Source organism: Blautia glucerasea (genome assembly GCF_020537505.1).
Classification (GTDB): Bacteria; Bacillota; Clostridia; order Lachnospirales; family Lachnospiraceae; genus Blautia_A.
Window position 1 is genome coordinate 24,481 of record NZ_JAJBMO010000002.1, and the last position, 13,377, is coordinate 37,857.

Here is a 13,377-nt window from a genome sequence, read left to right on the forward strand (position 1 = left end):
ATAAATTATGACAAGTAAGCAAAGAGCATATTTAAAAAGCCTGGCAATGAAAATGGATGCCATCATCCAGCTTGGCAAAGGCGGCCTTACACCGGAGAACACCAAGGCTGTTGACGAGGCACTTGCAGCAAGAGAGCTGATCAAGATCAGCGTGCTTCAGAACTGTCTGGAGGATCCTAAGGAAATGGCGCAGGTACTTGCAGAGCGTACCCATTCCCAGGTTGTACAGGTAATCGGTAAGAAGATCGTATTATACCGCGAGGGTAAAAAAGAGAAGAAGAAAATTGAACTGCCAAAATAATCATAAAAGAATCGGGATCATGGGCGGTACCTTTGATCCCATCCATATGGGACATCTGATCCTTGGTGAACAGAGCTTCGAACAGCTTCACCTGGACAAGGTTCTGTTTATGCCTTCCGGTAACCCGCCTCATAAGCGGAACCGGGCTGGCAGAGCCTCTGATGGCCAGCGTGTGGATATGGTCCGGCTTGCCATCGAAGATAATCCCCATTTTGAGCTGTCTCTTGCAGAAATGCATGAGACCGGGTATACCTATACCTACCGGACTCTGGAAGAGTTAAAAGAACAAAATCCGGATACAGACTATTACTTTATCATTGGAGCGGATTCCCTTTTCACCTTTGATGAATGGAAGGAACCGGCACGTATCTGCAGGGCCTGCACCCTTGTTGTGGCTGTCCGTGATCATGCGTCCTCTGATGAATTAAACCAGGAAATCAAGCGTCTTTCTGCGGAATATGAGGGACGCTTTACCCTTCTGGACACTATGAATATTGATGTGTCCAGTCATCAGATCCGCAGCTGGGTTTCTAAAGGAAAAAGTCTGAAGTATTACGTTCCGGATCCAGTTATCTCTTACATGAAAGAGAATGGAATTTACAGAAAGAAGGAAGTCTAACCTTGGCAGATTACGATTTTGCAAAAATAGAGAAAAAGCTTGCTAAATATCTGGACGAGGACCGTTTCCAGCATACCATGGGCGTTATGTACACCAGCGCATGTCTGGCTATGGTTCACGGATATGACATCAAGGATGCACAGGTGGCTGGTCTTCTTCACGACTGTGCCAAATGTATCCCTAATAAAAAGAAACTGAAAATGTGCAGCGAACACAATATTCCGGTTTCTGATTTCGAAAAAGAGCATCCGTTTCTTCTTCATTCCCGGCTTGGAGCTTATATTGCCCATGAGAAATACGGGATTGAAGACCAGGAGATTCTTTCCGCCATTAACTACCACACAACTGGCAGACAGGAGATGAGCCTTCTGGAAAAGATTATTTATATTGCGGATTATATTGAGCCTATGCGCTATAAGGCAAGCCGTTTGCCAGCGATTCGCAAGCTGGCTTTTGAGGATCTGGATGAGTGTATGTATGAAATCCTGAAGGATACTCTGGAGTATCTGGAAGAGGATTCTGCAGATGATATTGAGCCAACTTCTAAGGAGGCTTATATTTATTATAAAAAATTGCATAATAAACGTAATAACGTATCTGATAAATAATACTCCGCCATGTACTGACAACTGATTTTTTTACTGTTAAATAAAATCTTTTGAAGCAGTATAGGCATTATTCGGAAAGGAGCAGATCAGAATGAGTACAGAAAGTACAGAGAAAATGATGGCACAGATTGCCTGCAAGGCAATTGACGATAAAAAGGGACAGGATATCAAGGTGATTGATATTCACAATGTTTCTGTAATTGCAGATTATTTTGTAATTGCAAGCGGTACAAACTCCAATCAGGTTCAGGCGATCGTAGATAATGTGGAAGAACAGCTTGGACGTGCCGGTTTTGAGGCTAAGCAGATTGAAGGAAACCGCAATTCCAGCTGGATCCTTATGGATTATGGCGATGTAATCGTACATGTATTCGATGAGGAAAACAGACTTTTCTATGATCTGGACAGAATCTGGAGAGATGGAAAAGTGCTGGAGATGGATGAATTTTTAGAAAAATAAATTTATTAAAAAGCCCCAACGCCCAAGCCTGCCAGGCGGGTGTTGGGGCTTCGCTGCACATTCGGATTTTATTTACTGATAGAAACGCATTACGCCGAATACCTTACCCAGAATCTGGATCTCTCCCGTGATAATGATAGGATCCATGGTATCGTTCTCAGGCTGGAGACGATAGTAGCCTTCCTCTTTATAGAAGGTCTTCACTGTGGCGGAGTCTTCTACCAGGGCAACCACGATATCGCCGTTCTCTGCTGTAGGCTGCTGTTTCACCAGAACCTGGTCACCGTCAAAGATTCCGGCGTTGATCATACTGTCGCCTTTTACTTTCAGCATGAAGCTCTGTTCATTGGGCATAAATTCGGATGGGATAGGGAAATAGCCTTCTACATTCTCTACAGCGAGGATAGGCTGTCCAGCGGCTACAGTACCTACCAAAGGTACATTGACTACCTCACGGCGGACAAGATTAAAATTGTCGTCGATGATCTCAATGGCTCTAGGCTTGGTAGCATCACGGCGGATGTAACCGTTCTTCTCAAGAGCTTCTAAGTGGGCGTGAACAGATGATGTGGACTTTAGGTTTACAGCCTCACAGATTTCACGAACTGCTGGCGGAAAGCCACGGTTTAAGATTTCACTTTTTATATATTCCAGGATTTCCTGCTGTTTTTTGCTGATTTTACCATATGTCATAAGAGTTTTCCTCCAAAATTCATTCAACTTTTTTCTATCATACCATATTTTTTTGAATTAAGCAAACAAATATTCTGAAAATATGTTCGTTTTTTCTTTCTTTGTTCACAGACTTATTACAGAGTTTTCTTCTTTGTTTTCCTTGTGTTCCCAGGCAAAAAATGGTACAATTGTTTGGTATGAAAAATTCAGAGCCTGACTCAAAAACAAAGGGGGAATCTGCTTGTCCGAGAAGAAATCCAACAGACCTGGCAAAATGGCAGGACTTTTTGTGCAGCTGAAGAAAATATTCGGACTGAATATCGCCACCGTTGCTTTTGGTGTATTGTTATTATATATGATTTTTACCGCGGTTCTGCTTGTTACCTCTACCCATATCGAATCTTACCAGGTAACAACCAGCCCGTTATCAAGAAATGAAACCTATACAGGAATCTCCCTCCGGGAAGAAAGTGTTTATAAAGCTGAATCTTCCGGATATGTGAATTATTACGCCAGAGAAGGAAGTAAGATTAATGCAGGGGGCGCTGTTTATGGATTAAGTTCCGGTAAGGTTGCTGATTCCGTTACTGCATTAACCCCTGAAGAGCTTTCCAAAATCCGCAGCTCCATGCTCAGCTTTTCCAAAAGCTTTTCAAGCAGCAAATTTAATAATACTTACAGCTTTAAGAATCAGCTGGAAGGAAGCATTCTTCAATATGAGGGAATCTCTACTGACGGAAATGCAGGTTCCCAATTTGTGACCATCGGTGGGCAGAATATCAGTAAAGCACAGACAGATGGTATTATTTTGTATTCCATGGATGGATATGAGAATAAAACTGTAGACAATCTTACAGCCGAGGATTTTGATCAGACAGCATACCACGAAACTGACCTGAAAACAGATGGGAAGGTACAGGCTGGAGATAATATTTACACCAATATTACCAGTGAATTATGGAGTCTGGTCATTCCACTCAGCAACAAACAGGCAACCCAGCTGGAAGGCCGTTCTACTATTCGTGTAAAGTTTCTCAAGGATGATATGACGCAGAGCGGCGACTTTTCCATTATCAAAATTGATGGGCAAAAATATGGCAAAATAGACTTCAGCCGTGGGCTGATCCGCTATGCTTCCGATCGTTTTCTTGATATTGAACTGGTAACCAATACGGTAACCGGTCTTAAAATTCCGCTTTCTGCGGTGGTATTTCAAGATTTTTACGTAATTCCTGCTGAATACGCCACTGAAGATCCAGACAGCAAAAATATAGGTTTCAACAAGGTTTCCAGGGATTCTGATGGCAATAATGTCAAAACCTTTGTCAACGCCACCATATACGGCAAGGTAAAGGCCAATCCCGATGATCCAGAGGATGAATCCTACAATTATTATGTAGATAAGAGTATTTTCCTAGAGGGAGATGCCATTATAAAGGATAATTCCAATCAACGTTTTATCGTTGGTGAAACAGATTCCCTTGAGGGTGTTTACTGCGTAAATCAGGGGTATGCAGTATTCCGGCATGTTGAAATACTGGATCAGAACGAAGAATATGCCATCATTTCCAGCAATACTTCTTACGGACTTTCCAGATATGACCGTATTGCAAGGGATTCTTCCCAGGTGAAATAACAGGAGATCCCCACTACGGTAAATGAAAGAGATACTCTGTTCAGATATACAAATTTAAGGAGGCTTATGAATGTTAGCTGAAAATTTACAGCAGGTAAATGCAAATATTGAAAAAGCCTGTGCAGTTGTTTCACGTAACCCAGGCGAGGTTACATTGATTGCGGTAAGCAAAACCAAACCAGTATCTATGCTTCAGGAAGCATATGATGCCGGTGCCCGTGTCTTTGGCGAGAATAAGGTTCAGGAAATTATGGATAAATACGACCAGCTGCCTTCTGATATCCAGTGGCACATGATTGGCCATCTTCAGCGCAATAAAGTAAAGTACATTATTGACAAGGTTGCCATGATCCACTCAGTAGATTCCCTGCGTCTGGCCCAGACTATTGAGCAGGAGGCTGCCAAAAAGGATCTTATCATGCCTGTTCTTCTGGAAGTAAATGTTGCAGAAGAGGAGAGTAAATTTGGCTTAAAGGTAAATGAAGTTCTTCCTCTTTTACAGGAAATCAGCACATTTTCCCATATCAAAGTAATGGGGCTTATGACAATTGCTCCATTTGTTGAAAATCCAGAAGAAAATCGTGAAGTTTTTCGCACATTAAAGAAATTAAGTGTTGACATTAGCGCCAAAAACATTAATAATGTTAATATGAGTGTTCTGAGTATGGGTATGACCGGAGATTATCAGGTTGCTGTCCAGGAAGGCTCAACCATGGTACGTGTGGGCACCGGAATTTTCGGTGAGCGTAATTATGCCACACGTTAAGAAGACGAAGATTGGAGATTGAAAATGAGCGTTTTTGATAAATTATTAGATTCTATTAAGCTGAATGACGACGATTACGATGAGGATAATTACTTAGATGAAGATCTGATGGATGATGACGAAGAAGGCGATTTCTTTGATGACGACCTGATGGATGACAAACCTAAGAAAAAATTCTTTGAAAAATTTGGCCGTAGGAAAGAAGAGTCAGCTGCTGAGCCAGAGGATATCGACGAAGAACCAGTACATACAGCCGCTGCACCGAAAGCTGCTGCCAAGGCTCCAGCGAAACAGCCTGTTGAGAAAGAGAAACAGCGCCCAGTCACTTCTTCCAAGATTACCCCTATGAGAAGCAGCCGTCGTGCCAATCAGGCTTCTTCTATGGAGGTTTGTGTGATCAAGCCAACATCCATGGAAGACACCCGTGAGATTGCAGACACCCTGCTTGATAATGCAACTGTAATCCTGAACCTGGAGGGTATCGACGTAGAGCTTGCACAGCGTATCATTGATTTCGCATCCGGTGCATGTTATTCCCTGAATGGTTCCCTTCAGAAGATCTCCAGCTATATCTTCGTACTTGGACCTTCTTCTGTTGATATCACAGGCGATCTCCAGAATATTCTTGGCGGCGCTACCCCTTCTGTAAGAGCTGGATATTAATTTTTATGGATAAGGATGAATTTTTACTTAAGAGAATCCGGGAGCTGGCAAATCTCTCTTACCAGAGAGATATTGTCACCTTTACGGATTTTCTTAACTTAAACGAACAAAATATGCTGGCTACCCTGAAGCTTCATCAGATGGGTGTGGATGTGAAGCTTTTTGGAGGCTATGAACACGCAGAACGCCAGATGGCAGCCTTTTGTCCGGAAAGTCTTGGATTTTCCTGGGATTATCCCATTGACTGCCTGAAAATAGAGCCTAAAGCTCTTCGTTTTTCCGAAGATCTGGGACACAGGGACTATCTTGGAGCAATTCTGAACCTTGGTGTTGACCGCAGCGTTGTGGGAGATATTCTGATCAAGAATAAAGAAGCCTGGTTTTTTTGTCTTCATAAGATGTCAGATTTTTTCATTGAGAACCTGATTCGGGTAAGACATACTACAGTGCTTGTTTCCAGAGTCGATCAGGCAGAAGAGATTCCTGAACCTGAGTTTGAGATGATAAACGGCACCTGTGCTTCTGTAAGACTGGATGCTCTCATTGGACTGGCCTTCCAGACTTCCCGGAGCAGTATGATAACTTTCATTGAAAACGGTCTTGTATTCATAAATGGAAAGCTGATTACCTCCAATGGATATGAGCCTAAGGAGGGGGATATTATCTCTGTCCGCGGCAAGGGACGCTTTATCTTTGACGGCGTTTCCAGACAGACCAGGAAAGGACGGCTTGGCGTCCGCCTCAGAAAATACGTATAAATAAACTTCTATGATGCTTAACTGCAGATATCTGAACTGCATATCAACGCATAAATAATAATAAAACGGGAGAGGATTTAACTATGGCAGAAGAAAAATTACTTGTAAAACGTGACGGGGATTTCTGTTATCCCATTTATTTTGAAAATGACTTTTCTTTTCTTCCACAGGCTTTATCGGATGAGGGGCTTGCAGGGAAAAACATGTGTATCGTTTCCGATTCCACAGTCGCACCTCTCTATGCAGACCAGGTGAAGACAGAACTTTTGAAAGTTACTGATCAGGTATGCCAGTTCACTTTCCCAGCTGGAGAGGCCCATAAAAACCTGGATACTATTCAGGATCTTTTCCAGTGCCTGATTGAAAATGGGCTTGACCGCAAAAGCCTTGTGGTCGCCCTTGGTGGCGGCGTAACAGGGGATTTATCCGGATTTGGCGCAGCAGCCTACCTTAGGGGAATTGATTTTATCCAGATTCCTACCACACTTCTGGCACAGGTTGACAGTAGCGTAGGCGGTAAGACTGGCGTTGATTTCAGACAGTTCAAAAATATGGTCGGCGCTTTCCATCAGCCACGGCTGGTTTATATGAGCATGGCCACCTTACAGACCCTTCCGGAGCGTGAATTTTGCTGTGGAATGGGCGAGATCCTGAAGACCGGACTAATTTGCGATAAGGCTTTTTTCGACTTTGTATGCTCCAATTACGAAGTTATACGCACAATGGATCCTAAAATGCTTGCCATTATGATCCGCAGATGCTGTGCCATCAAAGCAGGGGTTGTAGAGCGTGATCCTAAGGAGCAGGGCGAGCGGGCACTTCTAAACCTTGGTCACACGGTGGGACATGCCGTAGAGAAGCTGATGGACTTTCATCTTCTTCACGGACAGTGCGTAGGAATCGGACTGGTAGCTGCAGCTGCCATTTCCCGGGAACGAGGTCTTCTTACAGATGCAGAGTATGAGCAGATCTGCCATGGACTTGAAGTCTATCATCTGCCTTTGTATGTAGAAGGTCTTTCACCCGAAGATATTCTAGCAGCCACCAAAAAAGATAAAAAAATGGAACAGGGACAGATTAAGTTTATTCTTATGGATGGTCTTGGAAAGAGCTTTATTGACAAGACAGTTACCGACCAGGAGCTTCTTGTTGGAATCCGGGCCATCTGCAGGTAATTGATTCATGCAGACGACAACATCTTCAAACCACATTGATACGCCTCTGAAGGCACCCAGGATAAAGGGATTTCTGCTTATTCTTTTTCTGGTGCTTCTGGATCAGGGGACAAAATATCTGGCCATCTTATATTTAAAGGGAACCTCAGGAATTCCCCTTATTGACCAGGTATTGACACTTCGTTACCTGGAAAACAGAGGCATGGCATTTGGACTGCTTCAGAATAAGATTCTTTTTCTGGTGCTGATCTGTATGTTTTTTTTTGCAGCTATTATTTATCTTTTTATAAAAACACCTGCAACGGTTTATTACAGGCCTTTGCTTTATACCGCTGCCGTGGTGTTTTCCGGAGCCATGGGAAACTTTATTGACCGTGTTTTCCGTAGGTATGTGGTAGATTTTATTTATTTTTCCTTGATTGATTTCCCTACTTTTAATGTAGCAGATATTTATGTAACCTGCGGGATTGCAGCGCTGGTATTTCTCCTGTTTTTCCGTTACAAGGAAGAGGATGATTTTGACTTCTTAAAGCCAGGGCATAAATCTGCGAAATAATCGAAGCAGACTTTCTTAAAAGAGAGGAGTTTTACCAATATATGGAACAATTGGAATTTACAGCAACAGCAGATGAGGCAGGGGTGCGTATAGACCGCTGCCTCTCTGATAAATACGAAGAGCTTTCCCGTTCTTACCTACAGAAGCTTCTGAAGGATCAGAGCGTTACTGTAAATGGGAAAGTAGTAAAAGCAAATTATAAAATACAGGCAGGGGATCTGGTACAGACAACCCTGCCTGATCTGACCGAACCGGATATTCTTCCGGAAAATATCCCTCTGGACATTTTGTATGAGGATGAGGACGTACTGATAGTAAATAAGCCAAAGGGAATGGTTGTTCACCCCGCCAACGGACATACCAGCGGAACTCTGGTAAATGCCATTATGTACCATTGCCAGGGGAACCTGTCCGGCATTAACGGTGTTATGCGGCCAGGAATCGTCCACCGCATTGACAAGGATACCACAGGCGCTCTTCTGGTATGTAAAACCGACACTGCACACCGCGATCTTGCCCAGCAACTGAAGGATCACACCATCAAACGCCGGTATCGTGCCATTGTAGCTGGAAATCTAAAGGAAGACGAGGGAACTGTGGAAGGCCCCATTGGCCGTCACCCCATTGACCGCAAAAAAATGGCCATCAATTATAAAAATGGAAAAGACGCTGTCACTCATTATAAGGTACTGGAGCGTTTCGGAAATGCCACCTACATTGAGTGCCGCCTGGAAACTGGCAGAACCCATCAGATTCGTGTCCATATGACAAGTCTTGGACACCCCCTTCTTGGTGATGAAATATATGGTTCTGGTAAAAACCCGTATCACCTGCAGGGGCAGACCCTTCATGCAATGGTTCTGGGATTTATCCACCCAAGGACAGGAGAGTATATGGAGTTTTCCGCTCCTTTGCCAGAATATTTTCTCAATTTGTTAGAAAAATTAAGAAAATAGTTGTCATTTCACCCTGATGTAGTGTATAATAATTTTACAAATTATCTGTGAAATGCCATTCACAGTAAAGGAATTGCAGAAGGGAGTGGCAGATATGAACAATACAACAAGTTCAATTATTACCATCGGACGTGAATATGGAAGTGCCGGCAGACAGATTGGCCAGGAAGTAGCCAAATATTTCGGAATCAAATGCTACGATAAAGAGCTTCTGGAGCATGCCGCAAACGACAGCGGTATTTGCAAGGAATTATTTGAGAATCACGACGAGAAGCCAACAAACAGCTTCCTGTATTCTCTTGTAATGGATACTTATTCTTTTGGATATTCTTCTGCTGGATTTACAGACATGCCTATGAACCATAAGGTTTTCCTGGCACAGTTTGAAGCGATCAAGAAATTAGCAGCAGAGGGTCCATGTGTTATGGTTGGACGTTGCGCAGATTATGCTCTTGCAGATAACAAAGACTGTTTCAGCGTATTCATTCACGCAGACCTTGACTGGAGAATCAAACGTATTGCAGGCAAATACAATAAGACTCCCAAGGAAGCCAAGGATATGATTTCCAAGACAGATAAGAGCCGTGCAAGCTATTATAACTACTACACCAATAAGAAATGGGGCGCAGCAACAGGCTACAGCTTAAGCGTTGACAGCAGTGTACTTGGTATTGAGGGTGCTGCACAGGCGATTATCAATACCATACATATTTTTGATGACCTTAAGAAATAATTTATACAGATTATGTAAGAGTAGGGAGTTCTCGAAAGAGAGCTCCTTATTTTTACCACTTTATACTTTTTTAATAAGACATTATGAAGAAACTGTGCTATAATAAAAGGAAATTGCTGTTAGACAGATAACAGCACAGATACTTATTCGTTACTGTGCAGGCTGTAAACAGCAACACGCATTATGCATTCATATTTCAGGAGGACGATAGTACAATATGAAATTACGCTGGGACAACCAACATGTTCGCTGGGGAGTGACTGCCTTCCTGGTAATTGCAGCCAGTATGCTTTTTTATTACGGTGTTTTCCATATGAAAACACTGATCACTGGAATCCAGACTTTCCTGGGGATTCTGACACCAATTATCTATGGTGTTGTGATCGCATTTTTACTTACCCCTCTACTAAATTTTTTTGAAAAAAAAATTATTTATCCTCTTCTTGCCAAGAAAGAAGTATTCGTAGGAGAGAAGGGACGCAAGGCAATCCGCTGGGCATGTGTCATTTTATGTATGTCTCTTTTCCTTGCTCTTATCTATACACTTATTATGATGATTCTGCCGGAATTGATACGAAGCGTTATGGGCTTGATCTACAGTTTTCCCTCCTATGTGAAGGTTATCCAGAAGTGGCTGGAGTCCTTTATTGAAAAATGGAATCTAAACAGCGATGCACTGAACACTTTAAACCAGTCCATTACAACTGCACAGGAGTATCTGACTACCAATATCCTTCCTCAGATGCAGGAGATGCTTAAGAATATTTCAGCAGGTGTGTTTGAATTGATCAATTTTCTGAAGAATTTCCTGATCGGAGCAATTGTTTCCCTGTATCTGATGGCAGATAAGGAAGGCTTTACTGCTAAGGCAAAAATGCTCACCTACGCAGTTTTTAACACCCAGCATGCCAATTTTATTATTCATTCCATGCGCTTTACCAATAAAACTTTTATTGGATTTTTCACAGGAAAAATTTTGGATTCTGCAATTATCGGAGTTCTATGCTATATTGGCATGAGCTTTTTGAATATGCCGTATACACTTTTAATTAGTGTGATCATCGGTGTGACCAATGTAATTCCTTTCTTTGGACCTTACCTTGGAGCGATTCCAAGCATTTTTCTGATCTTGCTGGTTAATCCACTACAGGCCATTTATTTTGCCATCTTTATTCTGATTCTGCAGCAGTTTGACGGTAACATCCTTGGACCAAAGATTCTTGGCGAATCTACTGGACTTTCCAGCTTCCTGGTTATTGTAGCGATCCTTATTGGCGGCGGTATCTTTGGAATCCCTGGTATGCTCATTGGAGTACCTGTTTTCGCAGTACTTTATGCTGCACTTGACAAATTGGTCCATATCAGCCTGATTTATAAAAAGGTTCCAGATGAAGAACAGAAGTATACCAATATTGACTGCCTGGATCCAGACACACACGAACCGATTCTTTTCCCGGTGGAAGAGCCCGTAAAAAAAGAAACACCAAGGCGTACTGCAATGCTGGAATTTACTCTTACTTTGTTTAAAACAATCCAGCGGATTCTGATTGCCATCTGGGCTTTTGTTAAGAAGTATTCCATAATAATTTTTGAAAAAGTCAGACAATTAGTAGAAGAGTACCAACAGAAGATAAAAGAGAAACAGAATAGTAAAAAGGACGGAAATTAACATGCGACTTTTAATACAGCGTGTCAACCACGCAAATGTGAAGGTAAATGGCGAAATGATCGGAAGCATTGGAAAAGGTTTTCTTGTTCTGGTCGGTGTAGGGCAAAACGACACCAGGGAGATTGCAGACAAATACTTGAAAAAAATGCTTGGGCTTCGTATTTTCGAAGATGAAAACGGCAAAACGAACCTTTCCCTGGCAGATGTAAATGGGGAGCTTTTAATGGTTTCACAGTTTACCCTGTACGCAAATTGCAAGAAGGGAAACCGACCAGGCTTTACAGAGGCAGGCGCACCAGATGCAGCCAATGAGCTTTATGAGTATATGCTGAAGGAAGCTGCAAAGGTTGTACCAGTTGTCCAGCATGGTATGTTTGGCGCTGATATGAAGGTTTCACTGGAGAACGACGGACCTTTTACCGTAATGCTGGATGAATCAATTATGTGATAATTAAGAAAAACGCCGGAACTGCCCGGAAGAAGTGGCTGATCCGGCGTTATATCCCGCATCTGGATCTATACGACAAACCCGAGTTTTTCATATAGATAGGCTGTGGAAAGGAGCCACTTCCCCCGAAATTCATGGATTTTCCAGGATTTTCACTATATACCACCTTTTATAACCTATAACAAATTTACATTGTTTAAATGCATGAATTTCCAATTCATCCTGTTGTTTAAAGTTTTAACTCAAAAATAAGGAGATTCTTCATGGATAAAAAAATTACCTACCACGAACAAACTGATGTTGAAAATACTTTACGTCTCCGCGACGTTCTAAAAACCATACCACCTTTTTGTAAGGATTTCTTTCGTGCCATCGAACCACGCACCACGACCAAGACCCGCATTTCCTACGCCTATGACATTCGGATTTTCTTCCAGTTTCTTCTGGAGCAAAATCCAGCCTTCAGGGACTGGTCTATGGATGCCTTTACCGTCGATGTTCTGGATCAGATCACAGCTCTTGATCTCGAGGAATACGAAGAATATCTGAAGGTTTACCAGGCTGGGGAAAAAACTGAAACCAATGGTGAACGTGGGCTGAAACGAAAAATGTCTTCCTTGCGAAGCTTTTACGCTTATTATTTTAAACGGGAAATGATCCATACCAATCCAACGGTTCTTGTAGATGTTCCTAAGATTCATCAGAAAAGCATTATCCGCCTGGAGGCTGATGAAGTAGCTATGCTGCTGGATTATATTGAACATGGAGGTGACGATCTTACCGGGCAGAAAAAAGTCTATTATGAAAAAACCAAGGACCGCGATCTCGCTCTTGTTACTCTCCTGCTGGGAACAGGTATTCGTGTTTCAGAATGCGTGGGGCTTGACATTGAGGACGTAGATTTCAAAAATAATGGAATCAAAGTCACCCGAAAGGGTGGAAATGAAATGGTTGTATACTTTGGTCCTGAAGTCGAAAAGGCCTTAAAAAACTACCTGGAGGTTCGCAAGAATATTGTGCCTGTAGAAGGCCACGAGCACGCTCTCTTCTACTCTACCCAGCGGAAACGGATCGGTGTCCAGGCTGTGGAAAACCTGGTCAAGAAATACGCCAGACAGGTTACCACAACCAAAAAGATCACCCCGCATAAGCTCCGCAGTACATACGGTACCGCGCTCTACCAGGAAACAGGCGATATTTACCTTGTAGCGGACGTCTTAGGTCATAAGGATGTCAATACTACCAAGAAGCATTATGCGGCCTTAGACGACTCCAGACGGCGTCAGGCGGCCACTGCCGTAAAACTGCGCGAGGATTAGCATCTTAATAGTTATTTACATAATATTATTATGGT

The 13,377-nt window shown here is 42.6% G+C and carries 16 protein-coding genes; 15 read left to right on the forward strand and 1 reads right to left on the reverse strand.

What is annotated here, in order from left to right:
• Positions 1 to 7 precede the first annotated feature (7 nt).
• From yhbY to rsfS, 4 genes are all read left to right on the forward strand, one after another.
• Positions 8 to 301: a ribosome assembly RNA-binding protein YhbY gene (gene yhbY, locus LIQ05_RS01585; RefSeq protein WP_118580179.1), complete on the forward strand. Its 294-nt coding sequence runs from the start codon at positions 8 to 10 to the stop codon at positions 299 to 301.
• A gap of 19 nt (positions 302 to 320) precedes the next feature.
• On the forward strand, positions 321 to 920 hold the full coding sequence (gene nadD / locus LIQ05_RS01590) for a nicotinate-nucleotide adenylyltransferase (protein WP_264292702.1): 600 nt from the start codon (positions 321 to 323) through the stop codon (positions 918 to 920).
• 2 nt (positions 921 to 922) lie between these two features.
• Positions 923 to 1,528 carry a bis(5'-nucleosyl)-tetraphosphatase (symmetrical) YqeK gene (gene yqeK, locus LIQ05_RS01595; protein WP_226818079.1) on the forward strand — a complete coding sequence of 202 codons (606 nt, stop codon included), beginning with the start codon at positions 923 to 925 and terminating at the stop codon, positions 1,526 to 1,528.
• 91 nt (positions 1,529 to 1,619) lie between these two features.
• Entirely contained in the window at positions 1,620 to 1,988 is a 369-nt protein-coding gene (gene rsfS / locus LIQ05_RS01600) for a ribosome silencing factor (RefSeq protein ID WP_226818081.1), read from the forward strand.
• 72 nt (positions 1,989 to 2,060) lie between these two features.
• On the opposite strand, the gene lexA is transcribed toward rsfS, so the two are convergent.
• Positions 2,061 to 2,681: a transcriptional repressor LexA gene (gene lexA / locus LIQ05_RS01605; protein ID WP_226818082.1), complete on the reverse strand. Its 621-nt coding sequence runs from the start codon at positions 2,679 to 2,681 to the stop codon at positions 2,061 to 2,063.
• Positions 2,682 to 2,904: 223 nt separating this feature from the next.
• Here lexA and LIQ05_RS01610 point away from each other — a divergent pair, with 223 nt between their 5' ends.
• The 11 genes from LIQ05_RS01610 (at position 2,905) to LIQ05_RS01660 (ending at position 13,342) form a co-directional block, all read left to right on the forward strand.
• Entirely contained in the window at positions 2,905 to 4,299 is a 1,395-nt protein-coding gene (locus LIQ05_RS01610) for an HlyD family efflux transporter periplasmic adaptor subunit (RefSeq protein ID WP_226818084.1), read from the forward strand.
• A gap of 70 nt (positions 4,300 to 4,369) precedes the next feature.
• Positions 4,370 to 5,065, forward strand: a complete 696-nt coding sequence (locus LIQ05_RS01615) for a YggS family pyridoxal phosphate-dependent enzyme (RefSeq protein WP_226818086.1) — start codon at positions 4,370 to 4,372, stop codon at positions 5,063 to 5,065.
• Positions 5,066 to 5,089: 24 nt separating this feature from the next.
• Complete coding sequence (locus tag LIQ05_RS01620; protein WP_226818088.1) at positions 5,090 to 5,728, forward strand: cell division protein SepF; 639 nt, start codon at positions 5,090 to 5,092, stop codon at positions 5,726 to 5,728.
• 5 nt (positions 5,729 to 5,733) lie between these two features.
• On the forward strand, positions 5,734 to 6,486 hold the full coding sequence (locus tag LIQ05_RS01625; protein WP_226818090.1) for an RNA-binding protein: 753 nt from the start codon (positions 5,734 to 5,736) through the stop codon (positions 6,484 to 6,486).
• Between the two features lie 83 nt (positions 6,487 to 6,569).
• Entirely contained in the window at positions 6,570 to 7,661 is a 1,092-nt protein-coding gene (aroB, locus tag LIQ05_RS01630) for a 3-dehydroquinate synthase (RefSeq protein WP_226818092.1), read from the forward strand.
• Positions 7,662 to 7,668: 7 nt separating this feature from the next.
• Positions 7,669 to 8,217, forward strand: a complete 549-nt coding sequence (gene lspA, locus LIQ05_RS01635; protein ID WP_226818094.1) for a signal peptidase II — start codon at positions 7,669 to 7,671, stop codon at positions 8,215 to 8,217.
• A 41-nt stretch (positions 8,218 to 8,258) separates the two neighbouring features.
• A complete protein-coding gene (locus LIQ05_RS01640) occupies positions 8,259 to 9,173 on the forward strand; it encodes an RluA family pseudouridine synthase (RefSeq protein WP_226818096.1) in 915 nt (304 codons plus the stop codon).
• Positions 9,174 to 9,267: 94 nt separating this feature from the next.
• A complete protein-coding gene (locus LIQ05_RS01645) occupies positions 9,268 to 9,906 on the forward strand; it encodes an AAA family ATPase (protein WP_226818098.1) in 639 nt (212 codons plus the stop codon).
• A gap of 217 nt (positions 9,907 to 10,123) precedes the next feature.
• Positions 10,124 to 11,575: an AI-2E family transporter gene (locus tag LIQ05_RS01650; RefSeq protein ID WP_226818100.1), complete on the forward strand. Its 1,452-nt coding sequence runs from the start codon at positions 10,124 to 10,126 to the stop codon at positions 11,573 to 11,575.
• 1 nt (position 11,576) lies between these two features.
• Positions 11,577 to 12,023, forward strand: coding sequence for a D-aminoacyl-tRNA deacylase (gene dtd, locus LIQ05_RS01655; RefSeq protein ID WP_226818101.1), 447 nt, complete (start codon positions 11,577 to 11,579; stop codon positions 12,021 to 12,023).
• 263 nt (positions 12,024 to 12,286) lie between these two features.
• Positions 12,287 to 13,342, forward strand: a complete 1,056-nt coding sequence (locus LIQ05_RS01660; RefSeq protein ID WP_226818103.1) for a tyrosine-type recombinase/integrase — start codon at positions 12,287 to 12,289, stop codon at positions 13,340 to 13,342.
• Positions 13,343 to 13,377: the final 35 nt, after the last annotated feature.

Bases quoted from the DNA above. Each gene is read 5' to 3' on its own strand.
- rsfS (WP_226818081.1), top strand. From the start codon at position 1,620: ATGAGTACAGAAAGTACAGAGAAAATGATGGCACAGATTGCCTGCAAG.
- LIQ05_RS01640 (WP_226818096.1), top strand. From the start codon at position 8,259: ATGGAACAATTGGAATTTACAGCAACAGCAGATGAGGCAGGGGTGCGT.
- LIQ05_RS01660 (WP_226818103.1), top strand. From the start codon at position 12,287: ATGGATAAAAAAATTACCTACCACGAACAAACTGATGTTGAAAATACT.
- LIQ05_RS01650 (WP_226818100.1), top strand. From the start codon at position 10,124: ATGAAATTACGCTGGGACAACCAACATGTTCGCTGGGGAGTGACTGCC.
- aroB (WP_226818092.1), top strand. From the start codon at position 6,570: ATGGCAGAAGAAAAATTACTTGTAAAACGTGACGGGGATTTCTGTTAT.
- lspA (WP_226818094.1), top strand. From the start codon at position 7,669: ATGCAGACGACAACATCTTCAAACCACATTGATACGCCTCTGAAGGCA.
- LIQ05_RS01615 (WP_226818086.1), top strand. From the start codon at position 4,370: ATGTTAGCTGAAAATTTACAGCAGGTAAATGCAAATATTGAAAAAGCC.
- yhbY (WP_118580179.1), top strand. From the start codon at position 8: ATGACAAGTAAGCAAAGAGCATATTTAAAAAGCCTGGCAATGAAAATG.
- dtd (WP_226818101.1), top strand. From the start codon at position 11,577: ATGCGACTTTTAATACAGCGTGTCAACCACGCAAATGTGAAGGTAAAT.
- LIQ05_RS01645 (WP_226818098.1), top strand. From the start codon at position 9,268: ATGAACAATACAACAAGTTCAATTATTACCATCGGACGTGAATATGGA.
- nadD (WP_264292702.1), top strand. From the start codon at position 321: ATGGGCGGTACCTTTGATCCCATCCATATGGGACATCTGATCCTTGGT.
- LIQ05_RS01625 (WP_226818090.1), top strand. From the start codon at position 5,734: ATGGATAAGGATGAATTTTTACTTAAGAGAATCCGGGAGCTGGCAAAT.
- LIQ05_RS01620 (WP_226818088.1), top strand. From the start codon at position 5,090: ATGAGCGTTTTTGATAAATTATTAGATTCTATTAAGCTGAATGACGAC.
- lexA (WP_226818082.1), bottom strand. From the start codon at position 2,681: ATGACATATGGTAAAATCAGCAAAAAACAGCAGGAAATCCTGGAATAT.